Genomic DNA, 25,328 nt, shown 5'->3' on the forward strand with positions numbered 1-25,328 from the left:
AGCCAGGCCGTCACAAGCAGGAAACTTGGCGGACAGGGGGCTTCCCTTGTCCGCCATGTCGTTACCGCCGTTGGATGTTGCCGCGTGCCTCAGGAGCGTCGATCGGCAGGCAGCCCGAGAAAGTTCTGGATGATGAAGAAGTGATCCTCGAACAGGCTTTCCGGCTCGAGTTCCGCCAGGGGTACCCAGCGCGCATGGTCGCCACCCTTAACGGGTTTCAGCCTCGGCAGGTTCTGATCCGGTCTCAGGGCAAAGTAGAAGGCTTCTGCCAGGGTTCGTCCACGCCAGCTTCGGTGCGGCTCGTCGAATAGCCGTTGACCGCGTAGTGATCCCTTGAGCACCGGCTCCGGCACCTTCAGCCGAATGCGTTCGCGCAGCTCGCGCAGGCAGGCGTCCATCAGTCGTTCCTGGGCGCTGATGAAGCCCCCGGGCAGGGCATAGAGTCCCTTGCCGGGTGCCGAGGTGCGCCGCACCAGCAGCACATGGCCCGACTGCACCACAACCGCACAGACGGTGACGAAGATCGGCGGGTAGGGTGCCTGGGCCCAGGCAGAACGGTACTGGTCGAGCAGTTGCTGTTCTTCTCCGAGCTGGCGGTAGGGCTTGCCGCTCATGAAGCGGCGGATATGTTCCACCACGCCCGGTGGAAGATCGTGGCTTGCGTTGGTGGAGAGATACTCCACCGCCGACCCCTCGGAGCGAAATAGCCGTTCTCGAATCTGGCTGGCAGAGATCGCTTCGACCAGCGGTACGCTCACCGACTCCCACTGTGGGAACAGTGACAGGTAGTAGCTCGACTGACCGCGGCTGGCGCCGATCAGCCCGATACGTGGTAACCGTGCGCTCTCGGGATGGGCTAGATCGCGCACCTTGCGCTGGACGTCGTGTACCCAGACATCGTCGTTGTACAGCGCATCCAGCAGCGGCACGATCTCGAGGCGAGCGTTGTCGTCCTCGTCGAAGGCGCTGCGCAGCATCTGGCGGCGTTCGTCGAAACGCCAGGGGTTTCGCAGTGAGCGCGCCTGCCACGCGGAGCCTACCAGCACGATGACCTGTCTGGCCTGCTTGAGGGCCGCCCGAATCACCGCCAGATGGCCGAGGTGCGGGGGCTGAAAGCGTCCGATGAACACCAGGCAGTCGAACTCGGTCTGCGGCGGAGAGGTGGCCAGATCGGTGGGCATGGAGGGCTCCTGGAAAACGTCGCCGCCATTATGGTGGCGCTGACTGGCAGGCGCAAACAGACCGGCGCAAACAGAGAGGCTCCCGAGCTAGATGAGTGAGGCTAGATGAAGGAGGCTTGATAAACCCGTCACGATGATCCGGTCGTGAGGAACTGGCAGCGCCTGGGCGTCGCGTTGGCGCATGTTCCTGCGTATACCGTCGGTGTTAGGTATGCTGAGAGCAACGATAATGACGAGGGAACGCCATGATCATTCAGTTTTTCGCCTTCTGGTGGGGGGTGCTGCGTCGCTCGGTGGCGTTGTGGCTGGAGCGCAACGCCTTCAGCTACGCCGGCTCGCTGGCGTTCTATACCCTGTTTTCGCTGGCGCCGACGGTAATCATCGCGGTAACGGTGATCGGTGTGGTGCTGGGCGAGGAGGCGGCACAGGGGCAAATCTTCGCCCAGTTGCAGGGCACCATGGGCCCCGAGGCGGCCACCGCCATCGAGCATGCCGTCGCCCAGTCGCGCATCCAGGAGTCCGGCCTGTTGCCGACGCTGCTGGGTTTTGCCGCGCTGGCGGTTGGTGCCACTACGGTGTTCGGCCAGATGCAGTTCTCCCTGAACACCATCTGGGGCGTCGCGGCACGCCCCAGCAGCAACAGTCTGTGGATCTTCGTCAAGAATCGCATGCTGTCACTGACGATCGTGCTGGCGATCGGCTTCATCCTGCTGGTGTCGGTGGGGCTCGGGGTGTTCGTCAGGGCGGCACTGAAGGCCGCCGATGATGTGCTGCCCTACGTCAGCCTGCTGACACGAGGGGTGGAGCTGCTGGTGTCGATCGGCGTGATCGCCGCGCTCTTTGCCACCATCTTCAAGGTGTTGCCCGATGTGGTGCTGCGCTGGCGCGACGTCATCGTCGGTGCGGTTGTCACGGCCTTGCTGTTCTCGATAGGGCGCACCGGTATCGCGCTGTATCTGGCCTACAACGCAACGGCCTCGACCTACGGCGCGGCGGGGTCGGTGGTGGTGGTACTACTGTGGGTCTACTACTCCTCGCTGATCCTGCTGTTTGGTGCTGCCTTTACCAAGGTCCATCTACTCGCCCGGCACAAGCCCATCATCCCACGCAACAGCGCCGTGCTGGTCAAGCAGGAACTGCTCGATCAGCAGAGCGTGCGTGCCCAGTTGAGCGCCGAAGAAGAACGGGAATTCGAGCAGGAGGCTCGCGAGCGTCAGCACGAGGCGGAGCTGGAGGCAGGTGAAACGGAGACTGCCGGCACGGCGGAGAGTCGTCAGGCCAACGAAGATGACGAGGTCCACGTCGATGATACGGTTCACGATGCCGATGTCGCCAGAGAGGAACCAATGGACGAGCAGCAGGAGGCAGCCACGATGTCCGATGACACCCTATGCCTGGAGGCCCTGGTGGAAGGGCGAGTACAGGGCGTGAGCTATCGCTTTGCCACCAGGCAGCAAGCCGAGGCCGAAGGACTTGCAGGGTATGCGCGCAATCTGCCGGACGGCAGTGTCGAGGTATTGCTGTGTGGACCTCGTGACGCGGTGGAACGAGTCGCCGACTGGCTTGAATATGGGCCCGAGCAGGCCGAAGTGACCCAGGTCACGACCCGTGAGGTAACGCTGGATAAGCCGCCGAGGGATTTCACGACGGGCTAGAGCCTGTGCGAAAAGTGCCCGGGGTCGTCGACCCCGGCTGCTTGACGTGAAAGATTCAGAGGGAAAGGAGCCCCGGGCGGGCACGACGGATAATGTCGAGGGACAGTGTCGAGGGACAATGTCGTGCCCGCCCGGGGCTTTTTGCTGGCTTGAGTCGTTCAGTCCAGCGCGGTCGCCGGCTCGGTTCAGGCCAGGGTGTCCGCGATCCAGTCGCTGACGGCCTTGCCGTCTACCTTCATGCAGACGTCGACCACGGGTGTCTGCGACCAGCGGTCGGCGATAAAGCCTCTGCCTTCCGGCGCGAGGATGGTCTGCCCCTCGGCCGGCCCTTCGGTGACCACACCCAGGTGGCCGCGGGTGGTCTCGAACAGGTCCGGGCGCAGTAGCCAGGCCAGGGCCACACTGTCATGGGGGCAGCAGCCGTCGATGCCGAGGGCTTCACGATAGAAGGCGCGATAGAAGTCGTAGCTGCCGGCCAGAATCTTGCCGAGCTCGCCCTGGCCTGCCTCGATGCGGGCCATGTGTTCCGGCGTCAGGATGCAGCGATGGGTCACGTCGAGCCCCACTAGGGTCAGCGGCCAGTCGGCGGTCAGTACGCGCTGCGCGGCGTGGGCATCGTTGAAGATGTTGGCTTCTGCCACCGGGGTGACGTTGCCGCCTTCGCGAATGGAGCCGCCCATGATGACCACCTGCTTGACCAGGCGGGTGATCTCGGGGTCCAGCTGCAGCGCTGCGGCAAGGTTGCCCAGAGGGCCGACCGCCACCAGGGTGACCTCGCCCGGACGCTGGCGCACGGTGTCGACGATAAACTGGGCGGCGCTGCGAGCATCGGCCTGTCCCTTGACCTCGGGCAGGGGGATATTGCCCAGGCCGTTGTCGCCATGGATATGCTTGGGTGCCGGATGACGAGGCTTGACCATGGGGCAGGCCGAGCCCTGGGCCACCGGCACCGGCTGGCCAGCGATCTCGCCGAGCAGCAGGGCATTGTGGGTCGCCGTCTCGATGTCGACGTTGCCGAAGGTGGTGGTCATGCCGAGCAGCTCAATGTCGGGATGGCGCAGGGCGATGGCGATGGCCTGGGCGTCGTCGACGCCCGGGTCGGTATCGAAGATGATCGGGGTGCTCACGGAAGCTCCTGTGATTGGCCTGAAGGTCTCAACGGATGGCATGCTGGCCGCTCGCCAGCGCTGTGTCGACCTCGTCGCGGGTCGGAATGCTGGCGGCCGCGCCCTGCCGCTGAACGCCGAGGGCGGCGGCGGTGGAGGCCAGCGCCAGGCAATCCGCCACGGTCTTTTGTTCCTGCATCGCGGCCAGATAGTAGCCGATGAAGGTGTCCCCGGCGGCGGTGGTGTCAACCGCCTCGACCCGACTCGCCGCTTGGAACTGGCGTTGTCCGCCGTGCTGATGCCAGGCGCCTTCGCCGCCGAGCGTCAGCACCAGTTGGGTGCTGGGCAGGCGCTCGGAAAGGGCGGTGAGCAAGGCGTCGGCATCGGTATCCTCTGCAACACCGGCCAGCCAGGCGGCCTCGCCCCGATTGACGAAAAGGAGATCGCACCGGTCGAGCGGCAGGTCCAGCACGGCGTCGCTCATCGGCGCCGGGTTGAAGGCGATGTTCAGTCCCTTTTCATGTCCGAGCCGGATGGCATCGGCCAGGGCGCTGCATTCATTCTGCAGCAGCAGCCAGTCGCCGGCCTGAGTGCCCTCCATCAGCCTGGAAAGGTCGTCGGCCGCGTGATGGTGGTTGGCTCCGGGGAACAGCAGGATGGCGTTCTCTGCGCCGTCGTCGACCTGGATGATGGCGTGGCCGGAGGGGGCGGCCACCTCGGCAATACCATTGACGTCGACCCCGGCATCGGCAAGCTGCTGGCTGGCCCAGCCATCCTGGGCATTCAGGCTACCCCAGTGAGCCACCTGACCACCGGCCTTGGCCAGCGCGAGCGACTGGTTGGCTCCCTTGCCTCCAAGGCCGACTCGGTGCTCATGACTCGCCAGGGTTTCCCCCGGGCGAACGAGATGGGGAACGCGATAGACATGGTCGAGATTGATCGACCCGTAGTTGTACAGCATGGGGTGTCCGATGAGGGGGTGGGCTCAGCGCGAAGTATCGGAGTGATGCCGGGCGGACGCAAGGGTGCAACCGCCATCGACAACGAGGCTGTTACCTTGTTTCCAATGTTATACCGTTATCTTGGTTAGACCAGTACACGAACGTGCCAATTGCATTGGTGTGTTAATCATAGGCGATGAGGACAGGCCGTTGGGAAGCTTTGCATTCGCTAAACTCGCCCGAACATGCCGATCAGGGGTGCGATAGCGTTGCCTAAGCGTGGCGAGAGCTTGGCATCGGCGTGACGATAACGTTGTATCAGCGTGACGAAAGCCTGGAGAGAGCGCAGCAAGGGGCAGGGTGGCAAGAATGACCTGGTGTCAGGCGGGCACGGTCTGCTGTGCCCGCCATGGACGGCGTCAGCTCTCTTGCGCAGCGTTCCGCAGATTGTCGACGGTCAGCTTGACGATGTTCTGTCGCGCTTCAGGGGTGATCCAGGCGCTGTGCGGGGTGACCAGCAGGTTCAGGCGCGGCGACTCGTTGACTGCGTCAATCAGGGCGTGGCCATCACGAGGCGGCTCCGCGGGAAGGACATCGACGGCAAGGCCTCCCAATTGCCCTTCGCGCAGGGCGGCCAGAGCGGCTTCTTCATCGATCACTCCACCCCTGGCGCAGTTCACCAGCAGGGCGCCTTTCTTGATGGTCTTGAGGTTGTCGGCGTTGAGCAGATGACGACTGTGTTCGGTCAATGGGCAATGCAGGCTGACCACGTCGGCCTCGGGCAGCAGCTCGGCCAGTGCCGGGCGCCGGTCATTGGCCTCGTTGCCTGGACGCGCGCTGAAGCTCACCCGCATGCCGAACGCCTCGGCCAGGCCGGCCACCTTGGAGCCCAGTTCACCCTGTCCCACCAGCACCAGATGCTTGCCTTCGAGTTGCAGGGTCGGGTGGTCCATCAGACAGAAGAAAGGGCTCTCACCCCAGCGGCCCTCGGCCACGTCGCGCTGGTACTGCGGCAGGCGAGTGGCCAGGGCGAGGATCAGCATCAGGGTATGCTGGGCGACACTGGCGGTTCCGTAGGCGTTGACGTTGTCGACGCGGATGCCACGCTCTTTCGCCACCTCCATGTCGATATTGTTGGTGCCGGTGGCCAGTACGCAGATATGCCGCAAGGAGGGCAGGGCGTTCAACGTATCGGCATCCAGCACCACCTTGTTGACGATGGCGACGTCGGCGCCGGCCAGCCGTTCACGCGCCTCGGCGGGAGTGCTGGTGGGGTGAACCTCGAGGCTCTCGAGCTGCTCGCGCAGCGGTGCCAGGTCGATATCGGTGCCCAGGCTGTCGGCGTCCAGTAATACAGCTTTCATCGCTTCTCCTGTTGTGTTTGGTGGGTGTGGTGAGTCTGGTGGCGAAGATCGGTGCACAGGGCTGGGCCTTGAGGCGCTCAGCACGCTATAATGCGCCCCTTTGATTTGGGCTTGGAATTGCTGTTGGCCGGCCCTATATCGCATGTCGGGATCGGAAGCGGCGTGATCGAGGGTGTGTCAGGCAGATCAGACGCCGGCTTCCCGCCCCGCAGGACCAATGCGAACGGAGACCTAGAACCATGCCCATCTACGAATATCAGTGCAAGGCCTGTGGCCATCGGCTGGAGAAGCTGCAGCGCATGAGCGCCGCTCCCTTGACCGACTGCCCGGCCTGCGAAGCTCCCGAACTGAACCGCCTGGTCTCGGCGGCTGGCTTCCGTCTTGCGGGTGGCGGCTGGTACGAGACCGACTTCAAGACCGGTGGCACCAAGAAGAATCTGGCGGGTGACAGTGGCGGAGGCGGTGCCTCCTCCGGTGGTGGCTCCGCTTCCGGTGACGGCGCCGCTGCCTGATCCAACGAATTGCCTTTACCTTCACGCAACATGACAGGAACCAACATGCGCAGCCATTATTGCGGCCAGCTCAACGAAACCCTGGTGGACCAGACGGTCAGCCTGTGCGGCTGGGTACACCGCCGCCGTGACCACGGTGGGGTGATCTTCCTCGACCTTCGCGATCGTGACGGTATCGCCCAGGTCGTGGTCGACCCCGATACCGCCGAGGCCTTCGCCAATGCCGACCGCGCCCGCAGCGAGTACGTGCTGCGCATCCAGGGCCGAGTGCGCATGCGTCCCGAGGGAACCCAGAACCCGAACATGCCGACCGGCCTGATCGAGGTGCTGGCCAAGGAAGTGGAGGTGCTCAACACCGCCGCCACGCCGCCGTTCCAGCTCGACGAGCACGGCAAGGTGGGTGAGGAAATTCGCCTCAAGCACCGCTACATCGACCTGCGTCGCCCGGAGATGATCGAGAAGCTGCGTCTGCGCTCTCGCATCTCCCATAGCGTGCGGGCCTTCCTCGAAGGCGAGGGCTTCCTCGACATCGAGACGCCGGTGCTGACCCGGGCGACCCCGGAAGGTGCACGTGACTATCTGGTGCCGAGCCGGACCCACGCCGGCAGCTTCTTTGCACTGCCGCAGTCGCCTCAGCTGTTCAAGCAGCTGCTGATGGTGGCGGGCTTCGATCGCTACTACCAGATCGCCAAGTGCTTCCGTGACGAGGACCTGCGCGCCGACCGTCAGCCGGAATTTACCCAGATCGACCTCGAGGCCTCCTTCGTCGAAGAGGCCGACATCATGCGCATCACCGAGTCCATGGTGCAGGGCCTGTTCAAGGACGTGCTCGACGTGGATCTCGGCGAGTTCCCGCGCATGACCTGGCATGAGGCGATGCATCGTTTCGGCTCCGACAAGCCGGACCTGCGCATCCCGCTGGAGCTGACCGATGTCGATGACCTGATGAAGGAGGTGGACTTCAAGGTCTTCTCCGGTCCGGCCAACGCCGATGACGGCCGTGTCGCCGCACTCAAGGTCAGCGGTGGCGCCAAGCTGTCGCGCAAGGAAATCGACGAGTACACCAAGTTCGTCGGTATCTACGGCGCGCGGGGCCTTGCCTGGATCAAGGTCAACGAGCGTGCCAAGGGCATCGAGGGCCTGCAGTCGCCGATCGTCAAGTTCATGGAAGGGGTGATCGAGACCCTGCTGGATCGTGTGGGTGCCGAAGACGGTGACATCATCTTCTTTGGTGCCGACAAGGCGCGCATCGTCAACGAGGCGCTGGGGGCTCTGCGGGTCAAGCTGGGTGAGGATCTCGATCTCTACACCCAGCCCTGGGCGCCGCTGTGGGTCGTCGACTTCCCGATGTTCGAGGCCGACGACAACGGTCGCCTGAGCCCGCTGCATCACCCCTTCACCTCGCCGGCGTGCAGCCCCGAGGAGCTCAAGGCCAACCCGGCCGAGGCCCTGTCGCGTGCCTATGACATGGTGCTCAACGGGACGGAGCTGGGTGGCGGTTCGATCCGTATCCACGATCAGGCCATGCAGAGCGTGGTATTCGAGATCCTGGGTATCGGTGAAGAAGAAGCCCGCGAGAAGTTCGGCTTCCTGCTGGACGCGCTGCACTACGGTGCGCCGCCCCACGGTGGTCTGGCTTTCGGTCTCGATCGTCTGGTCATGCTGATGACCGGCGCTCGTACCATCCGTGAGGTCATCGCCTTCCCCAAGACCCAGAGTGCGGCCTGTCTGATGACCGACGCCCCTGGCGAGGTCAGCAACGACCAGCTCAAGGATCTGAGTATCCGCCTGCGTCAGAAGGCCAAGCCCGAAGCCGGCGAATAACGCTAGGCTATCGCGCTGTACCGAAAAACCCCCGCCCATCGGCGGGGGTTTGTCGTTGATGGGAGATCAGCCCAGCAGCCTGGACAGTGGTGACGGCAAGGAAGACGCCGCGCGACGGGCCAGCGACGGAAGGGTGGTGAGAGGCGATAGAGGCGATAGAGGCGATAGAGGCGTGAGCGGTGAGCCACCATGAGGCTCGGTCAGATGCTGTCCGATCATTCTACGCGCCGGTGCCAGTCGGTCACCAAGGCGCAGCCCCAGGTGACGGACCATTCGTGCCGGCACTCCGTCATCGGTGTAGAGGCCAACGATGGCCTGGGTGGCTTGATACAGCGGCCAGGTGGCCAGCCGATGCTCGCGCTCGTAGCGCTTCAGCAGTTGCGGGTCGGCGATGTCCTGTCCGAGTTGGTGGGCACGGATCAGCCGGCGGGCCAGGCGGTGCTGACTCTGGGCGCCAAAGTTGAAGCCGTGTGCCGTCACCGGATGCATGCCCACCGCGGCGTCACCGACCAGGGCAAAGCGTTCGGCCACGAAGCGCTCTGCGTAGGCGCTTACCAGGGGATAGACGTGGGTCTCTCCCTCCAGGGTCATGGCGCCGAGCCTGCGTCCGTAGCGATGGGTCAACGCCTGCGACAGTGCCTCGGGCGGCAGCGCGGTAAGCTCCGACATCTGCTGGCTGGGCAGGGTCACCACCGCCGACGACAGGTGTTCGTGCAAGGGCAACAACGCCAGGGTCTGGCCGTGGTCGAACCACTCCCAGGCAGACTGGTCATGGGCGCGTTGGTGGCGAACCCGACACACCAGCATGCTGCGGCCGTTATCGCGCATGCGCGCAGCGATGCCCATCTGACGGCGGGATTCGGAGAAGCGACTGTCCGCGGCCACCGCCAGACGTGCCGACAGTCGAGCACCGTCTTCCAGTGCCAGACGCGCCGCACCGGGGTCGCTGGTGATGCTTTGCAGCGCCGAGAAGTGCCAGTCGATGCCGTCCATGCGTTCGGCTTCCTCGAAGGCGGCGCGGCGTATCAGTTGGTTCGGCACCATGAAGCCCAGTGGTCGATCGTCGCCGGAGTCGAAGTCCATGGCAAAGGACGACTGTCCGTTGAACACCTTGGCATGTGTCAGCGGCGCCACCTCGTGCTGGGGGATCCGCTGCCACACACCAATGTCGGCAAGCAGGTCGCAGGATGCCTGGGTCATGGCGATCTCGCGCCCATCGGGCCTGGGTTCGGCCAGTCGAGGGCGATCGATTCGATCGATCAGTGCCACACTCAAGCCGGCACCGGCCAGTGCTCGCGCCAGGCATAGGCCCACTGGCCCTGCACCAATGATGGCCACATCCTTCATTCGTCACTCCTGAGCTGGATTCGCTGGTGAGCTGCACGCGCGGTAGAATGCGCGATAAATCAAGCGCCCGACGCTAGCACAACGGGTGATCAGGTGGCGGGCTATGTGGCGCGCCTTTGATCCAGCGCCGGGTTCAGGTGCTTTTGGCAGGCTCCTTCAGGGCCTTGTCTTCCAATATCGCCCGGCGACGTGCGAAGCGTCGGCTTCCAGCAACCAACGGGATGCACCATGGCAGGACATAGCAAGTGGTCGAACATCAAGCATCGCAAGGCCGCCCAGGATGCCAAGCGCGGCAAGATATTCTCCAAGCTGATCCGCGAGCTGGGCGTGGCCGCTCGTCAGGGCGGGCCCGAACCCGCTGACAATCCGCGTCTGCGGGCCGCCATCGACAAGGCCCTGTCCAACAACATGACCAAGGACACGATCCAGCGGGCGGTGGATCGCGGGGCAGGGCAGAATGATGGCGATGACATGGAGGAGATCACCTACGAGGGCTATGGTCCGGAAGGCGTCGCCATCCTGGTGCAGTGTATGAGCGACAACCGCAATCGAACTGTCTCAGATGTGCGACACGCGTTTTCCAAGCATGGCGGTAACCTGGGCACCAGCGGATCGGTCGCCTTCATGTTCCATCACCAGGGGCGACTGACCCTGGCACCGGGAACCTCCGAGGAGGCAGCCATGGCGGCCACCCTGGAGGCAGAGCCCGAGGATATCCTGACCGACGAAGACGGCAGCCTTGAGGTGGTGACATCACCGGAGCGCTTCGGTGCCGTCAAGGATGCCCTGCTGGCCGCGGAGCTTGAGCCCGTCTACAGCGACGTCGGACTCTTCGCCGATACCACCACGCCCATCGAGGATGCCGATCTCGCGCGCCGTGTGCTCGCCCTGATCGATCACCTCGAAGACCTCGATGACGTGCAAAATGTTTTCACCAATGCGGACTTCAATGATGCCATTCTTGCCGAACTGGAGCGCTGACCTGCCGGGGAACTCGGCATGATCGTGCTGGGGATCGATCCTGGCTCGCGTATCACCGGCTACGGGGTACTCGACGCCAGCGAGCGGCAGCCGCGCTACATCGCCAGTGGCTGCATCCGCCTCAAGGATGAGTCCCTGGCCCAGCGTCTGGCGCAGGTCTATGCCGGGATCAGCGAGTTGATCGGGATCCACCGTCCCGCGGCCTTCGCGATCGAGCAGGTGTTCATGTCGAAAAATGCCGACTCTGCACTGAAACTGGGCCAGGCGCGGGGTGCCGCCATCGTCTGCGCCGCCAATCACGGCCTGGATGTGCACGAGTATGGGCCGCGCCAGATCAAGCAGGCGGTCACCGGCAGCGGTGGTGCCGACAAGACCCAGGTGCAGCACATGATCACGGCGACGCTGGGACTGTCCGGCACGCCCCAGGCGGACGCCGCCGATGCTCTGGGAATCGCCCTGACGCACTGCTACGCGTCACGTGGCTTGATCACCCAGGGCTCCTTCGGTGGGCGCTCCAGCGGCTCCAGGGGGGGCGGCAAGGGGACGTCCTGGCGCCAGTATCGTCCCTAGGCGCTGTCCGAAAAGTCGACGAGCGAAGGTTAGACAAGGCAAAAATCGGTGAGAAAGCGCAGTTTACGGGGTGTAAATGAGCATTTTGACCGGGCTGGCGCACCAGACGATTTTTAACGCCGTATTACCGAGCGCAGGCACTTTTCAGACAAGCCCTAGGTTTTTTTACGCTGATGCGTCGGGTTGTTGTTGCTGCATCGGCTGACGTTCAGGCTGTCGCAAAGTGGCGACGGAAGCATTATCGAACAGCGTTTGTTTGTGCTGGCGGGGCCCAGGCTGCCACCGTATAGTGGGATGCAAGGTACGCTTGCAGGGTAGCCGCTCCCGCGATTCGTGACCGCCGTCTCAGGTACACTGGCGATCACTTTTACCGCCGAGATCAAGGAAGTATTCGCGCCATGATTGGACGCATCACGGGCACACTGCTCGAAACCCAACCACCCTGGCTGGTGGTCGACGTCAATGGCGTCGGCTATGAGATGGAAGCCTCCATGACCACCCTGGTCGCCCTGCCGGGCGCCGGGGAGCGGGTGTCGCTGTACACCCATCTGACCGTGCGCGACGATGCCCATCTGCTGTATGCCTTTGCCCGCGAGCAGGAGCGCGCGCTATTTCGCGCGCTGATCAAGGTCAACGGTATCGGCCCCAAGCTGGCCCTGGCGATACTCTCCGGCATGGACGAGGACGCCTTCATCCGCTGCGTGATGGAAGACGACGTCAAGGCGCTGACACGTCTGCCTGGCGTCGGCAAGAAGACGGCCGAACGTCTGGTGATCGAGATGCGTGATCGCTTTCCCCACTGGCAGCATCCCGATAGCCTGCCGCTCGAAGGGAACGCTCAGCCGTCCACACCGGTATCCGGCAAGACGGCATTGGCTGACGCCGAGGCGGCGCTGGTCAGTCTGGGCTACAAGCCCACCGAGGCAAGCCGCATGTTGTCCGGTCTCGAGGATGAGGGCAGCACCGAAGCCATGATCAAGGCGGCGTTGGCGCGCCGCATGGCGGGTTGACCATGATCGATACCGACCGACTGATTGCTGCCGATCCGCAGGAAGGAGAAGGGCGGGTGGACCACGCCATCCGCCCCAGGCGCCTGGCCGACTATATCGGCCAGCCCCGGGTCAGGGAACAGCTCGAGATCTTCATCCATGCCGCCCGGGCCCGGGACGAGAGTCTCGACCACACCCTGGTATTCGGCCCGCCTGGACTCGGCAAGACCACCCTGGCCAATATCATCGCCACCGAGATGGGCGTGGGCCTGACCTCGACCTCCGGGCCGGTGCTCGAGCGTGCCGGCGACCTGGCCGCCATGCTTACCAATCTCAAGGCCGGTGACGTCCTGTTCATCGACGAGATCCATCGACTTTCGCCGGTGGTGGAAGAGATCCTCTATCCCGCCATGGAAGACTTCCAGCTGGATATCGTCATCGGTGAGGGCCCGGCCGCACGCTCGATCAAGCTCGACCTGCCCCCCTTTACCCTGGTCGGGGCGACCACCCGAGCCGGGCGTCTGACGTCACCGCTGCGTGATCGTTTCGGTATCGTGCAGCGCCTCGAGTTCTATGCCATCGACGAGCTGACCGAGATCGTGGCACGCTCGGCGCGCCTGCTCGAGGTACACACCGACACGGACGGCGCCCGTGAGGTGGCCAGGCGCTCCCGTGGCACGCCACGTATCGCCAACCGGCTGCTGCGGCGGGTTCGCGATTTCGCCGAGGTCAAGGCGGCAGGGCGCATCACCGCCGAGGTGGCCGACCAGGCGCTTAACATGCTCCACGTTGACCACCATGGCCTCGACCATATGGACCGTCGCCTGCTGCTGGCGATGCTCGAGAAGTTCGACGGTGGCCCGGTGGGGGTGGATTCACTGTCGGCGGCCATCGGCGAGGAGCGCGACACCATCGAGGACGTGATCGAACCCTACCTGATTCAGCAAGGTCTGATGATGCGCACCGCACGAGGCCGGGTGGTGACGCGCCAGGCCTGGACCCATTTCGGCATGGCCCCTGACGACCAGGCCTTCGACGCTTCCAACGACTGACCCGAGACGAGGATTTCCGTGAACGACTCCATGTCTATTCCCCATCTGATCATGAACGCCAGCGGCGTGGTGCAATTTGTCATGCTGCTGCTGATGATCGGTTCCGTGCTTTCCTGGATTGTGGTGTTCCAGCGCAGCTTTGTGATGCGCCGTGCACGCAAGGCGCATCGCGCCTTCGAGGACCGCTTCTGGTCCGGCGTCGACCTCAACGAGCTGTATCGAGACGCCCCGGCCGAAGGCGAGACCCAGGGCGCCGAGCACATCTTTCGCGCCGGCTTTCGCGAGTTCAATCGGTTGATGCCGAAGACCCGCAGCCCCCAGGCGATCCTCGACGGCGTCCAACGCAGCATGCGGGTGGCCTGGTCACGTGAAGAAGAGCGCCTGAACCTGCACCTGGTGTTCCTCGCCACGGTGGCCTCGGCCAGCCCCTATATCGGCCTGTTCGGCACCGTCTGGGGCATCATGGGCTCCTTCCAGTCGCTGTCGATGGCCCAGCAGGCGACCCTGGCCACGGTGGCACCATGGATCGCGGAGGCGCTTGTCGCGACCGCCATGGGCCTGTTTGCAGCGATCCCCGCGGTCATCTTCTATAACCGCCTGTCGGCCGAATCGTCGCGCCTGCTGGGTAAGTACGAAGACTTTGCCGAGGAGTTCCACTCCATCCTGCACCGCAACCTGCAGGGCCGGCCCGACGCCGGCGCCGCCTGATCAAGGAGACGCCGCATGCTTGGACCCTTCAATCGCCGTGGGCGCAGCAAGCCCATGGGGGAAATCAATGTGGTCCCCTTTATCGACGTCATGCTGGTGCTGCTGGTGATCTTCATGATCACCGCGCCGATGCTGACCCAGGGGGTCAAGGTCGACCTGCCTCAGGCGACCTCGGAGCCGATCGAGGACACCGAAGACACCGACCCGATCATCGTCTCGGTGGACAAGGAAGGGCAGTACTTCATCAGCCTCGGTGGCGACGAGACCCAGGTCAGCCTGGACGAGTTGAGTGACCGGGTGGTCATTCTGCTCGAGCGCAATCCCGGCACGCCGGTGATGGTGCGGGGTGATCGCAACGTCTCCTACGGCCAGGTGGTGACCTTGATGAGCACGCTGCAGGTGGCCGGCGTCGCCAACGTCGGGTTGATCTCCGAACCCCCGCCCCAGGACGGTTAGGAGCGCTCATGGCGAAACCACAGCGGCGAAATACACTTAAGCGTTCCGCCGGGCAAGTTGGCTATGGTCTGCCGACGGTGCTGGCCGTTGCCCTGCACCTGGGTATCCTGGTCATCAGTGTGATCAAGTGGCCGAGCAGTGAACCCGAGGCGCCCAACAACGCCATCGTGCAGGCTACCCTGATCAGCACCGAGACACGTACCGATCAGGCCCAGCAGGCGGCCGAGGCACGCACCCGCGCGGCCGAACGTCAGGCTCAGGAAGAAGCCGAGCGCCAGGCCCAGGAGGAGGCCGAACGTCAGGCCCGCGAGGCCGCAGAGCAGCAGGCCGCCGAAGAGGCCGAGCGCCAGGCGGCAGAACAACAGGCTCAGCAGGAAGCCGAGCAGCAGGCAAGGGAAGAAGCTGCCGAACAAGCCCAGGCGGAAGCCGAACGGCGGGCCGCCGAGGCCGAAGCCGCCGCCCAACGCAAGGCCGAAGAGGAAGCCGAGCGTGAAGCCGCTCGCCAACAGGCCGAGCAAGAGCGCCAGGCCGAAGCCGAGCGACGTCGTCAGGAAGAGGCGGCGCGACAGCAGGAGGCCGAACGACAGGCCCGCGAGGCAGCCGAGCAGCAGGCAAGAGAGGAGGCTGAGCGCAAGGCACAGGAAGAAGCCGAACGTCAGGCCCGCGAGGCAGCCGAGCAGAAAGCAAGAGAGGAAGCCGAGCAGCAGGCAAGAGAGGAAGCCGAGCGCAAGGCACTGGAAGAGGCCGAACGTCAGGCCCGCGAGGCAGCCGAGCAGAAGGCAAGAGAGGAAGCCGAACGTCAGGCCCGCCAGGAAGCGGAACGCAAGGCACAGGAAGAAGCCGAGCGCCAGGCCCGTGAGGCCGCCGAACAGAAGGCCAGAGAAGAGGCCGAGCGGCAGCTTCAGCGGATCATCGAGGGTGATTCCAGTGCCGTCTCCAACGCCGAGCAGGGGAACGAGGCCGCCAATGGCTTTATCCAGCTGGTACGACGAGCGGTGGAGCAGGCCTGGGTCATCCCGCCCAATGTGGGCGACGGCACCACCGCCGAGGTACAGGTCAGGTTGGGGCCCTCGGGTGAAGTATTTGCTGCAACGGTCACACGTTCGAGCGGAAACGCCGCCTTCGACAACTCCGCCATCCAGGCGGTGGAGTCTGCTGCTCCGTTCACCGAACTGCGAGACCTTCCCAGCGGCGTGCAACGCGACTATCGTCAATTCAATCTGCGATTCAGACCGGGAGACATTCGCTGATGAGAGCCTTGAATGCGAGTTGGTGGACCAGGAGGGTCAGCATGACCGTCGCTCACACGAGCCTTGCCAAGCGTCTGCTTGCTGTTGTGGCAGGCATGCTGGTATGGCTGGCCGGGCCAGCGGCCCAGGCCGATCTGACCATCGATATCACCCGCGGCAACGAAAGGGCCACACCGATCGCGGTGGTGCCCTTCGCCGACCAGGCGGGTGGGCTACCGGAGGATATCGCCCAGGTCGTCTCCGATGACCTGGAGCGCAGCGGCTACTTCGAACCGTTGCCGCGCTCAGAAATGTTCAACCAGCCCTCGAGCAGCGAAGAGGTCACCTACGGTGACTGGCGCAGTCTCGACTCGCGCTACCTGGTGGTCGGCAGCACCAGTCAGGAGGGTGGCCAGGTCAAGGTGCGCTTCGAGCTTCTCGACGTCAGTGGCGAGACCCGGCTGCTGGGCGAGACGGTCACGGCATCGAGTTCCGATCTGCGCGGCGCGGCGCACTATATCAGTGACCAGATCTTCGAGGAGATCACCGGAATTCGTGGCGCCTTCTCGACCCGCATCGCCTATGTCACCTCGCAGGGGGTGGGCGACAACACCCAGTACGGGCTCTATGTGGCCGACGCCGATGGGCGCAACAGCCAGCAGGTCCTGACGTCCGATGAACCGATCATGTCACCGGCCTGGTCGCCGGATGGCGGCAAGCTGGCCTATGTGTCCTTCGAGACCGAACGGCCGGCCATCTACGTGCAGAATCTGGCCACCGGTCAGCGCGTCAAGCTGACCGACTTCGAGGGGCTCAACAGCGCACCGAGCTGGTCGCCGGATGGTCGTCGCCTGGCGATGGCGCTGTCCCGGGACGGCCAGCCCGAGATCTACGTGATGGATATCGGCTCGCGCAACGTTCAGCGTGTCACCAACTCCTCGAGCATCGAAACCGAGCCGGCCTGGGCGCCGGACGGCCGCTCCCTGATCTTCACCTCGGACCGCTCGGGCGGCCCCCAGATCTATCGCCAGAGCGTGTCCGGTGGTGAGGCCGAGCGTCTGACCTACACCGGCAACTACAATGCTCGTGGTCGCCTGTCGCCGGATGGCGAAACGCTGTTCTTGATCCACCGCGGCAACAATGGCTATCAGGTGGCCAAGCAGGACCTCGAGAGCGGGCGTCTGGTGGAAATCAGTGATGCCCAGCAGGCCGAATCTCCCAGTATCGCGCCCAATGGCACCATGGTAATCTTCGCCACCCAGCAGGGTAGCACCGGGGTGCTGGGAGCGGTCACCGCCGATGGACGTGCGCAGTTCCGTCTGCCCGCCGCCCAGGGCGATGTCCGTGAGCCGGCCTGGTCCCCGTTTCTGAACTGATTCGACGGCCATATGCCGATGAATCGACTTTGATGCATCACGCAAGGAGAGTGACACGATGTTTCTCAAGCCCTACGCCCGTTCGCTGGCCATCGCCGCTTCCCTGGCCGTTCTGGCTGGCTGTTCCAGCACCGGCGGCACCCAGGACGGCAGCGCCGCAGGCACCGGTACCGGCGGTACCATGGGTGGCACCGGCGTCGGTACCGGCACCGCCGGCAGCGGCCAGGTCAGCGGCTCCGGCTATGGCACCGACGGTGCCGGCCAGATGGCCGACGGCCGCATCCCGGAAGTGCGCACCATCTACTTCAACTACGACAGCGACGCCATCCGTCCCGAGTTCGAATCGGTGGTCAACGCCCACGCCCAGTACCTGAGCAGCAACCCCAACGCCTCCGTCGTGCTGCAGGGCCACACCGACGAGCGCGGTACCCGCGAGTACAACCTCGCGCTTGGCGAGCGTCGTGCCGGGTCCGTCGAGCGCTACCTGCGCCTGCAGGGCGTCAATCCCTCGCAGATGGAAGTGGTGAGCTACGGCGAAGAGCGCCCCGCAGCTCGCGGCAGCAACGAGGATGCCTTTGCACAGAACCGCCGTGTGGTCTTTGCTTACTGAAAGCCACTGACGTCGGACGTGGGAGAAGTCAATGAGACACAGTCTTAAGGGACTGTGCGGCGCGGGAGCCCTGGTGCTCCCGTTGTCCGTCATGGTACCCGCCATCCTGTCACCTGCACTGGCTCAGCAGCCGGTCGTCAGAGACCTCAGCGGTGGCAACAGCTTTTACGATCAGACGGCCACCCAGGCCCAGGCCAGCGGCAATCTCGCACTGTTCAACCAGGTCGAGCAGCACCAGCGCGAGCTGCGAGAATTGCGCGGGCAGATCGAAGAACTGCGCTACCAGCTCGATCAGCTCAAGCAGCAGAGTCGCCAGCAGTACATGGACCTCGATCAGCGCATGTCCGAGTTGCCACGCCAGGCAGCGCCGCCAAGCGCCCCGAGTGAAGCAACGGAGCCGCCGAGCGAATCCGCAGACAGCAGCGGCAGCGGAGCATCCTCATCGTCCTCTGGCCAGGCCAGCGATGATGCCAGGGAGGCCTATCAGTCGGCGTTCTCCAAGGTGCAGTCGCGAGACTTCGATCAGGCGATCAGCGACTTCGATACCTTCGTCGATCGTTATCCCGACTCCAGCCTGACCGCCAACGCCTACTACTGGCTCGGTGAATTGCATTCGGCACAGTCGTCCTTTGGCGATGCCGCCGTTGCCTTCGAGACCGTACTGGACCGTTTTCCCGACAGCAGCAAGGTTCCCGATGCCATGTACAAGCTGGGACTGCTGAAAGCGCGGCAGGGAGATACCGAAGGCGGCCACGCACTTCTGGAATCCGTCCAGCAGGACTATCCTGACAGCAATGCGGCGTCTCTTGCCGATGACTATTTGCGTCAGGCCGGGGCCTGATCAAGGAAGCGCCATGACCGAGTGCAAGATTGACTACCAGGCACCTGAAGACCTGCTCAAGGATCGCATTCTGCTGGTGACCGGTGCCGGAGACGGCATCGGGCGCACCGCGGCGATCGAATACGCACGTCGCGGGGCCACCGTGATTCTGCTGGGCCGCACCACCGCCAAGCTCGAGAAGGTGTATGACGAGATCGAGGCCGCCGGAGGCCCGCAACCGGCGATCTTTCCGTTGAACTTCGAAGGGGCGACGCTCAAGGATTACCACGATATGGCCGAAGCGCTGGACAAGGAGTTCGGCCGGCTCGACGGTATCCTGCACAACGCCGGGCAGCTAGGGCGGATCACTCCGTTCGAGCAGTACAATCCGGAACTGTGGGATCAGGTCATGCAGGTCAACATCAACGGGCCCATCTGGATGACCCAGGCGCTGTTGCCACTGCTGACCAAGTCTGCCGACGCCTCGGTGATCTTTACCTCGTCGAGCGTTGGCCGCAAGGGGCGGGCCTACTGGGGCGCCTATTCGGTCTCCAAGTTCGCCACCGAAGGCTTTGCCCAGGTACTGGCCGAGGAGATCGATCATCTGGGGACCCTGAGGATCAACACCCTCAACCCCGGGGCGACCCGCACCGCCATGCGCAAGAGCGCCTACCCGGGCGAGGACCCCATGAGCCTGCGGACCGCAGAGGACATCATGCCGACCTATCTGTGGCTGATGGGCCCTGACAGCAAGGGCCGCAACGGGGAAGCCTTCGACGCCCAGCCGCCGAGAAGCTGACGTCACAGGCAAGCGAAGCGAGCAACGAGCGTTGCAAAAGGAACGGCGAGCCGATCGGCCCGCCGTTCCTTGCGTCTCACCGCCGAAACTGCCGATCCCGCCCCCAGCGCCAGCGAAGCTCAGGTCGCGCCTCGCGTCGTCGTGCAGGGCCTCGTCGACCTCTGGCATCCAGCAACGTCTCAGTGGCCTCTCAATGGCCTCTCAATGGCCTCTCAGCGTCCTCTCATTAGACTCTCAGTGCCTTTTCAGCGCCTCGAGAACCGCCTCCGCGGTGTCGAACCAGCGGTCGGCCGGCCAGTCCCGGTAATCTTCTTCCTCGGCAATGTAGCCATAGCCCACGGCGATGGCCGGCATGCCCGCGGCTTTTGCCGCCTGCATGTCGCGCATGTGGTCGCCCAGATACCAGCACGCCTCGGGCGCTACGTCGAGGCGCCTGGCCGCCTCCAGCAGTGGCTCTGGATGAGGTTTCTTCACTGGCAGGTCATCCGCGCAGAGCATGACGCCCGGCGCGAGTCCCAGCGCCTCGACCAGGGGCTCGGCATACAGACGTGGCTTGTTGGTGACGATCCCCCAGGGCCGGTCGAGGCCATCCCAGTGGAGCAGCAGACGGTCGAGCGGCGGGAACACCTGGCTGTGTTCGGCCACCGCTTCGGCGTAGAGGTCGAGCAGCTGCTGACGCGCCGCAGCGTGGTCGGGATGCTCGCTTTCGAGCCCCAGCGCCAGGGTGACCAGGGCGCTGCCACCATTGGACACCTGGGCGCGAATGGCAGGGTAGGGCAGCTCGTCCAGACCATGCAGCCGGCGCAATCGATTGGTGGCCTGGGCCAGGTCAGGAGCGGTATCCACCAGGGTGCCGTCAAGGTCGAACAGCAGGGCGTGAGGTAGCGAATCGTTCACGCGGTCTCCTTGCGACAGATCATCAGGTAGTTGACCGAGACGTCGTTGGCAGACAGAGAGAAGCGACGAGTGATCGGGTGGTAAACCAGACCGCTTTGCTCCTCGATCTCGAGTCCAGCGTCACGGCACCAGCGGGCCAGTTCGGCTGGGCGGATGAAACGGGCGTAGTCATGGGTACCACGAGGTACCATGCCGAGCACGTACTCCGCGCCGAGAATGGCCAGGGCGTAGGACTTGGGGTTGCGATTGATGGTCGACAGCGCGAGTTGTCCGCCGGGCTTGAGCAGGCGAGCGCAGGCGCGCACGATGGCTTCGGGATCGGGCACGTGCTCGAGCATTTCCAAGCAGGTCACCACTTCGAAGCGCTCCGGCGCTTCCTCGGCCATGTCTTCGACGCTGATGTAGCGATATTCGAGAGCGACCCCCTGCTCATCGGCGTGCTGACGCGCAACCGCCAGTGACGCCTCGGCCAGATCAATACCGGTCACCCGAGCGCCGCGGCGTGCCATGGCCTCGGAGAGGATGCCACCGCCGCAACCGACGTCCAGCACTTCGCGCCCGGCCAGTCCCACTCTGGCGTCGATGAAATCGAGTCTCAGCGGGTTGATGGCGTGCAGCGGTTTGAATTCGCCTTCGGGATCCCACCAGCGTTCGGCCAGCGCGGAGAACTTGTCGATCTCGTTGTGGTCCACGTTGGCGGAAGGGGTATCGGATGTACTCATCTGTATCTCCAGGGCGTTCCATGCCGCCGATGTCAGCGGACCGAGTTCGTCTGGTACGCTATTCTACGCATTCCCTGTTCCGAGTCCCATGGCCCAGATCGCCATGGACGACAGCCGAACCCAATTTCGAGAAGAAGGAAGTCTCATGATCCGCAAGGCCGTTCTCCCCGTCGCAGGTTTTGGCACACGGTGTCTGCCGGCGTCCAAGGCCATACCCAAGGAAATGATCACCATCGTCGATCGCCCGGTGATCCAGTACGTGGTGCAGGAGGCCGTCGCGGCGGGCATTCGTGACATCGTGCTGGTGACCCACGGCACCAAGAGCGCCATCGAGAACCACTTCGACAAGCATTTTGAACTGGAGGCCGGGCTCGAGGCCAAGGGCAAGACCGAGCTGCTCGAGGAGCTGCGTGCCATCGTTCCTGCCGACGTCAACATCATCAGCGTACGTCAGCCTGAACCTCTGGGCCTTGGCCACGCGGTGCTGTGCGCCCGTCCGGTGATCGGTGACGACGAGCCCTTTGCCGTGCTGTTGCCCGATGTCCTGGTCGACGATGATGGCCTTGAGCGCAATGACCTTGCCGGCATGATCGACGCCTTCGAGCGCACCGGACGCTCCCAGCTGATGGTGGAAGAAGTTCCACGCGAGCTGGTCTACAAGTACGGCATCGTCGCACCCAAGGGCGAGTCCCCCGAGCCCGGTGAGTCCTGTGAGCTTTCCGGCCTGGTCGAGAAACCCAAGGTCGAGGAAGCGCCCTCCAACCTGTCGGTGATCGGACGCTACATGTTGCCGGGTCGTATCTTCCCGCTGCTGGCCAAGACCCCGCCCGGCGCCGGCAACGAGATCCAGCTGACCGATGCCATCGAGGAGCTGCGCGTCGCCGAAGGGGTGGACGCCTACCGCATGCAGGGCACCACCTACGACTGCGGCCACCAGCTCGGCTACCTGGAGGCGATCCTGGCCTATGGTCGGCGCCACTCCCGCTACGGCAAGGGCTTCACCGAGCTGCTGAAACGCTACGCCGCCGAGGACTGAAGCCATGAAGGTCGTGATACATGGAAGTGAGCTTTCGGCAGCCACCGCTGCCGCCGCGCTCTCCTGGGTTGGACATGATGTCTGCTGGCAACCGCTGGATCGCCGCTGGAGCGAGCTCAAGGATAGTGACTGGCTGATCCGTGAGCCTTCGGTACTGCAACGCCTGACGGAGGCCATGGAGGCCGGGCACCTGACCCTGGAGCGGAACAGCGAGGTCGACGGCCCGGATATCGACGTGCTGTGGCTGGCCTTGTCACCGACCCAGCGCGACGATGCCAGCCGTCTGGTGGAGGAGAACGCCTCGCGCCTTGCTGACGGTGCCATCATCGTCAACAACGCGACCTTTCCGGTGGGCGACACCGAGCGGCTCGAGTCTGTGCTCGAGGGCCAGAATGTGACCTCGGTGGCACTGCCTGACACCCTCGAGGAAGGGCGCGCCTGGGAGACCTTTACCCGCGCCCGCAGCTGGCTGCTGGGCTGCGACGATGACCACGCCGAGCGCCAGGTGCGCGAATTGATGCGTGCCTTCAATCGGCGTCACGAGGTGTTCAAGCGGATGCCTCGACGTGCCGCGGAGCTGACCAAGCTGGCCATCAATGGCATGCTGGCGACCCGTATCAGCTACATGAACGAGATGGCCGGGCTAGCCGACACCCTGGGCGTGGACGTGGAGTACGTGCGTCAGGGCATGGGGGCAGATCAGCGCATCGGCTATGAGTATCTTTACCCTGGCTGTGGCTTTGGCGGGCCCAATTTCAGTCGCGATCTGGTGGGCCTGGTGGATGTCCAGTCGGCCAGCGGCCGCCACTCCGAGTTGCTCGACCAGGTGCTCGAGATCAACGAGCACAAGAAGGAGACGCTGTTCCGCAAGCTGTGGGCTCACTATCAGGGGCGTCTGGAAGGCCGTACCGTGGCCATCTGGGGGGCTGCCTTCAAGCCTGGCACCGCACGCATCGATCATGCGCCCGTGCTGACCCTGCTGCGCGCCCTGTGGGCCCAGGGTGTGCACGTCAGATTGCATGACCCCGCTGCGCTCCCTGCCGTACGTGCGGTGGTCGGTGACCACCCGCTGTTGAGCCTGCATCAGGACGACCCACTCGACGCCTGCCGTGGCGCCGATGCGCTGATGCTGGTCACCGAGTGGAAGGCCTACTGGAATCCTGACTGGATGGCGCTGAAACGACAGCTGGAGGGCGCCCTGATCCTCGATGGTCGCAATATCTATGACCCCCAGTACGTCGCCGCCCAGGGCTTTCACTATCGCGGCATCGGCCGACGCGCCGATCCGTCAACCTGATATATCGATCAGGGCCTGACAGCCGAACCATCGGCCCGGCACCGGGTCTGTCCCGTAAAGAGCGCAGTATTTACTGCGCTCTTTGCTTTGGTGTCTTGTTCTGTCTTGGCCAGGCCAGGCCTGGCCCGAACTGAGCTGCTCGAGGTGTCATCGGTCAATGACAGTCGCCGAGATTCTGGGCGACAAAGTCCCAGTGAATCAGCGGCCAGAGTTGCTCCACCGGAGACTTTCCACAGCCAAGATCCATGACCAGCAGCGGCCTGCCCGATGCGGCATCAAGCCGCTGGCCACGGGCACTGATCGTCAGGCTCATGCCACGGTTGGAGTGCAGCAGCCACAGCCAGCCTGGCCGCCGGTTCCCTTGCTCCTGTTCGTCTTCGACCCGCCCGTGCATCGCCTCTCTCAATCCTGTAAAGGAACCGAACGTCTGTGTCAGTTCCTCGTTCAGTCGACCCTCCGGTGCTGTCGGGCGCGGTAACAGGCAGTGCCAGAACAGGGTAAGGTTCCAGGCTTCGACCGCGTGTTCGAGCACCTCACCTTGGGCCTTTGACATTACGTCTTCGAGGGACCTCGTAGCCGTGCCTGAGCCGCTCGCCCAATGATTGAGCGCTGTCAGATGACGTTGATGGTCCCCCTGATAACGATCCTCGACCCAGGCCTTCGAGAGGTAGGGTTCCAGTTGGTGGCTATCGAAGGGCAGCGCGGGCAATTCAAGGATCATGGGGACTCCGGGGTCGTGAACGTCATGGTGAAGCGAGGTATGGCAGGTGCCCCACAGCAAGGCGTTGATAGGGATAGCGCTAACGCGTTATCCGTCTGCCGTGCGTAAATATGGTAAAAAACCTTACACTATCAGCCAACTCTGGCCGCCAAGGCCCGTGGCACGTGATCGGCTCTGAGCTAGCGATGCCATCCGGTGCCACAGTGCCACACGCTGAACCGCAAGGAGAGTTTCATGGGGCATCCACCGGAAGTCGGCCGTCCGGGCGCTATCGTACCCGATCCAGGAGAGAGTGTATCCGCCGCTCGCTATCGCCGGCCCCCGGCGCCTAGACTTTGGCCGTTATGGCTACTGGTGCTGTTGATTATCTGTGCAGTGGGGACCGCTGGCTGGCTGGCCTGGCAGGAACGTCAGCGGCTCGAGGGTGAGCTGACCCGCTTGAGAGGGGAGTTGTCCAACATTCATGCGCGGTTCGACGCCGAGCAGGGAGAAGGGGACCTGGTGGCGGACATCCAGCGTCGAGTGGCCGAACTCGAACAGCGGGACGATGCCCTGGCCCAGCGACTCGAGTCGACCGCCGAGAATATAAGAAACACTGTTTCCGAACAGGCACAGACAACGCTGGACCAACACAGCAACAACGCCGACACTCTGCAGGATGTCGAAGAGCGTATCGCCTCCATCGCCGATACGCTGGCGGCGACACGCACATCGCTGGGTGCCGTTGAACGAGCCGGCGACAATGCCCGAGGTGCCCTGGAGGCTCGCATGGACCGCTTCGATGATGCCCGCGAGTCCTTTGCCGGCCGGTTGGGGTCGCTGACTACCAGGGTCGATGAGGTGGTAACGCGCCTGGATACTCGCTTGGGACAGCTGTTGCCGCGGTTCGACACCCTGGAGCAGCGGCTTGCCTCCCTGGACGAGGACGTTGAAGGCCTGCGCCAATCGCGCCAAGATGGTGCGGAGGAACGTCGCGCAATGGAAGCCAGGCTCGAGCAGCGCCTGGATGCGCTGGATGACAGCGCCCGGTCGCTTGGCGCCGATCTTCGCGAACTGCGTCAGTCCCAGCTCGCGTTCAGCGCCCAACTGGAGGCGCTGCGTTGATCCAGCACCCACGTCAGGAAAGCCAGTCTAT

25 protein-coding genes and 1 pseudogene are annotated in these 25,328 nt (G+C 64.1%); 18 read left to right on the forward strand and 8 right to left on the reverse strand.

What is annotated here, in order from left to right; genetic code table 11:
- Positions 1–89: 89 nt before the first annotated feature.
- Positions 90–1,181: a bifunctional nicotinamide-nucleotide adenylyltransferase/Nudix hydroxylase gene (locus C9F12_RS03075; protein WP_045994963.1), complete on the reverse strand. Its 1,092-nt coding sequence runs from the start codon at positions 1,179–1,181 to the stop codon at positions 90–92.
- A gap of 245 nt (positions 1,182–1,426) precedes the next feature.
- Between C9F12_RS03075 and C9F12_RS03080 the strand changes: the two are divergent.
- A pseudogene (locus C9F12_RS03080) lies at positions 1,427–2,323 on the forward strand (YihY/virulence factor BrkB family protein); the annotation flags it as partial.
- 231 nt (positions 2,324–2,554) lie between these two features.
- Positions 2,555–2,836, forward strand: a complete 282-nt coding sequence (gene yccX / locus C9F12_RS22715; protein ID WP_197037157.1) for an acylphosphatase — start codon at positions 2,555–2,557, stop codon at positions 2,834–2,836.
- 185 nt (positions 2,837–3,021) lie between these two features.
- Here the strand turns inward: yccX and C9F12_RS03085 are convergent, their stop codons facing one another.
- From C9F12_RS03085 to C9F12_RS03095, 3 genes are all read right to left on the reverse strand, one after another.
- Positions 3,022–3,963 (reverse strand): nucleoside hydrolase, encoded by a 942-nt coding sequence (locus C9F12_RS03085; RefSeq protein WP_108447921.1) that lies wholly within the window; start codon positions 3,961–3,963, stop codon positions 3,022–3,024.
- Between the two features lie 28 nt (positions 3,964–3,991).
- Positions 3,992–4,903: a ribokinase gene (locus C9F12_RS03090; protein WP_108447922.1), complete on the reverse strand. Its 912-nt coding sequence runs from the start codon at positions 4,901–4,903 to the stop codon at positions 3,992–3,994.
- Positions 4,904–5,302: 399 nt separating this feature from the next.
- Positions 5,303–6,247 (reverse strand): D-2-hydroxyacid dehydrogenase, encoded by a 945-nt coding sequence (locus C9F12_RS03095; protein WP_108447923.1) that lies wholly within the window; start codon positions 6,245–6,247, stop codon positions 5,303–5,305.
- Between the two features lie 239 nt (positions 6,248–6,486).
- Between C9F12_RS03095 and C9F12_RS03100 the strand changes: the two genes are divergently transcribed.
- Both C9F12_RS03100 and aspS read left to right on the forward strand, forming a co-directional pair.
- Positions 6,487–6,759: a zinc ribbon domain-containing protein gene (locus tag C9F12_RS03100; RefSeq protein WP_045994967.1), complete on the forward strand. Its 273-nt coding sequence runs from the start codon at positions 6,487–6,489 to the stop codon at positions 6,757–6,759.
- A gap of 45 nt (positions 6,760–6,804) precedes the next feature.
- The gene (gene aspS / locus C9F12_RS03105; RefSeq protein ID WP_045994968.1) at positions 6,805–8,583 is read left to right on the forward strand and encodes an aspartate--tRNA ligase; all 1,779 of its coding nucleotides are present in this window, start codon (positions 6,805–6,807) and stop codon (positions 8,581–8,583) included.
- Positions 8,584–8,649: 66 nt separating this feature from the next.
- Here aspS and ubiM read toward each other — a convergent pair whose 3' ends face one another.
- Positions 8,650–9,930 (reverse strand): 5-demethoxyubiquinol-8 5-hydroxylase UbiM, encoded by a 1,281-nt coding sequence (gene ubiM / locus C9F12_RS03110; RefSeq protein ID WP_108447924.1) that lies wholly within the window; start codon positions 9,928–9,930, stop codon positions 8,650–8,652.
- Positions 9,931–10,158: 228 nt separating this feature from the next.
- On the opposite strand from ubiM, the gene C9F12_RS03115 reads away from it, so the two are divergent.
- The 11 genes from C9F12_RS03115 to C9F12_RS03165 all read left to right on the forward strand — a co-directional run bounded on the left by C9F12_RS03115 (position 10,159) and on the right by C9F12_RS03165 (position 19,520).
- On the forward strand, positions 10,159–10,911 hold the full coding sequence (locus C9F12_RS03115; RefSeq protein ID WP_108133600.1) for a YebC/PmpR family DNA-binding transcriptional regulator: 753 nt from the start codon (positions 10,159–10,161) through the stop codon (positions 10,909–10,911).
- Positions 10,912–10,929: 18 nt separating this feature from the next.
- Positions 10,930–11,481: a crossover junction endodeoxyribonuclease RuvC gene (ruvC, locus tag C9F12_RS03120; protein WP_108447925.1), complete on the forward strand. Its 552-nt coding sequence runs from the start codon at positions 10,930–10,932 to the stop codon at positions 11,479–11,481.
- Positions 11,482–11,879: 398 nt separating this feature from the next.
- On the forward strand, positions 11,880–12,491 hold the full coding sequence (ruvA, locus tag C9F12_RS03125; protein WP_045992044.1) for a Holliday junction branch migration protein RuvA: 612 nt from the start codon (positions 11,880–11,882) through the stop codon (positions 12,489–12,491).
- 2 nt (positions 12,492–12,493) lie between these two features.
- A complete protein-coding gene (ruvB, locus tag C9F12_RS03130; RefSeq protein ID WP_045992045.1) occupies positions 12,494–13,522 on the forward strand; it encodes a Holliday junction branch migration DNA helicase RuvB in 1,029 nt (342 codons plus the stop codon).
- An 18-nt stretch (positions 13,523–13,540) separates the two neighbouring features.
- The gene (gene tolQ / locus C9F12_RS03135; protein ID WP_045992046.1) at positions 13,541–14,230 is read left to right on the forward strand and encodes a protein TolQ; all 690 of its coding nucleotides are present in this window, start codon (positions 13,541–13,543) and stop codon (positions 14,228–14,230) included.
- Between the two features lie 15 nt (positions 14,231–14,245).
- On the forward strand, positions 14,246–14,686 hold the full coding sequence (gene tolR, locus C9F12_RS03140) for a protein TolR (protein WP_108133603.1): 441 nt from the start codon (positions 14,246–14,248) through the stop codon (positions 14,684–14,686).
- 8 nt (positions 14,687–14,694) lie between these two features.
- Complete coding sequence (gene tolA, locus C9F12_RS03145; RefSeq protein ID WP_108447926.1) at positions 14,695–15,936, forward strand: cell envelope integrity protein TolA; 1,242 nt, start codon at positions 14,695–14,697, stop codon at positions 15,934–15,936.
- Between the two features lie 95 nt (positions 15,937–16,031).
- Positions 16,032–17,291 (forward strand): Tol-Pal system beta propeller repeat protein TolB, encoded by a 1,260-nt coding sequence (tolB, locus tag C9F12_RS03150; protein WP_240184157.1) that lies wholly within the window; start codon positions 16,032–16,034, stop codon positions 17,289–17,291.
- Positions 17,292–17,349: 58 nt separating this feature from the next.
- The gene (pal, locus tag C9F12_RS03155; protein ID WP_045992086.1) at positions 17,350–17,901 is read left to right on the forward strand and encodes a peptidoglycan-associated lipoprotein Pal; all 552 of its coding nucleotides are present in this window, start codon (positions 17,350–17,352) and stop codon (positions 17,899–17,901) included.
- 31 nt (positions 17,902–17,932) lie between these two features.
- Positions 17,933–18,742: a tol-pal system protein YbgF gene (ybgF, locus tag C9F12_RS03160; RefSeq protein WP_108133606.1), complete on the forward strand. Its 810-nt coding sequence runs from the start codon at positions 17,933–17,935 to the stop codon at positions 18,740–18,742.
- Positions 18,743–18,755: 13 nt separating this feature from the next.
- Positions 18,756–19,520, forward strand: coding sequence for a YciK family oxidoreductase (locus tag C9F12_RS03165; protein ID WP_108447928.1), 765 nt, complete (start codon positions 18,756–18,758; stop codon positions 19,518–19,520).
- Between the two features lie 234 nt (positions 19,521–19,754).
- Here the strand turns inward: C9F12_RS03165 and C9F12_RS03170 are convergent, their stop codons facing one another.
- Positions 19,755–20,417 carry an HAD-IA family hydrolase gene (locus tag C9F12_RS03170; protein WP_108447929.1) on the reverse strand — a complete coding sequence of 221 codons (663 nt, stop codon included), beginning with the start codon at positions 20,415–20,417 and terminating at the stop codon, positions 19,755–19,757.
- Positions 20,414–21,139 carry a bifunctional 2-polyprenyl-6-hydroxyphenol methylase/3-demethylubiquinol 3-O-methyltransferase UbiG gene (ubiG, locus tag C9F12_RS03175; RefSeq protein WP_108447930.1) on the reverse strand — a complete coding sequence of 242 codons (726 nt, stop codon included), beginning with the start codon at positions 21,137–21,139 and terminating at the stop codon, positions 20,414–20,416. The genes C9F12_RS03170 and ubiG overlap by 4 nt, the downstream gene beginning before the upstream one ends.
- 145 nt (positions 21,140–21,284) lie before the next feature.
- Between ubiG and galU the strand changes: the two genes are divergently transcribed.
- Positions 21,285–22,175 carry a UTP--glucose-1-phosphate uridylyltransferase GalU gene (gene galU, locus C9F12_RS03180; protein ID WP_045992053.1) on the forward strand — a complete coding sequence of 297 codons (891 nt, stop codon included), beginning with the start codon at positions 21,285–21,287 and terminating at the stop codon, positions 22,173–22,175.
- A gap of 4 nt (positions 22,176–22,179) precedes the next feature.
- On the forward strand, positions 22,180–23,472 hold the full coding sequence (locus C9F12_RS03185; protein WP_108447931.1) for a nucleotide sugar dehydrogenase: 1,293 nt from the start codon (positions 22,180–22,182) through the stop codon (positions 23,470–23,472).
- A gap of 154 nt (positions 23,473–23,626) precedes the next feature.
- Here the strand turns inward: C9F12_RS03185 and C9F12_RS03190 are convergent, their stop codons facing one another.
- Positions 23,627–24,193, reverse strand: coding sequence for a Fe-Mn family superoxide dismutase (locus C9F12_RS03190; protein ID WP_108447932.1), 567 nt, complete (start codon positions 24,191–24,193; stop codon positions 23,627–23,629).
- 234 nt (positions 24,194–24,427) lie between these two features.
- On the opposite strand from C9F12_RS03190, the gene C9F12_RS03195 reads away from it, so the two are divergent.
- Complete coding sequence (locus tag C9F12_RS03195) at positions 24,428–25,297, forward strand: hypothetical protein (protein ID WP_162816376.1); 870 nt, start codon at positions 24,428–24,430, stop codon at positions 25,295–25,297.
- Positions 25,298–25,328: the final 31 nt, after the last annotated feature.

The sequence above is a fragment of the Halomonas sp. BN3-1 genome (genome assembly GCF_003056325.1).
In the GTDB taxonomy this organism is placed as follows: Bacteria; Pseudomonadota; Gammaproteobacteria; order Pseudomonadales; family Halomonadaceae; genus Halomonas; species Halomonas litopenaei.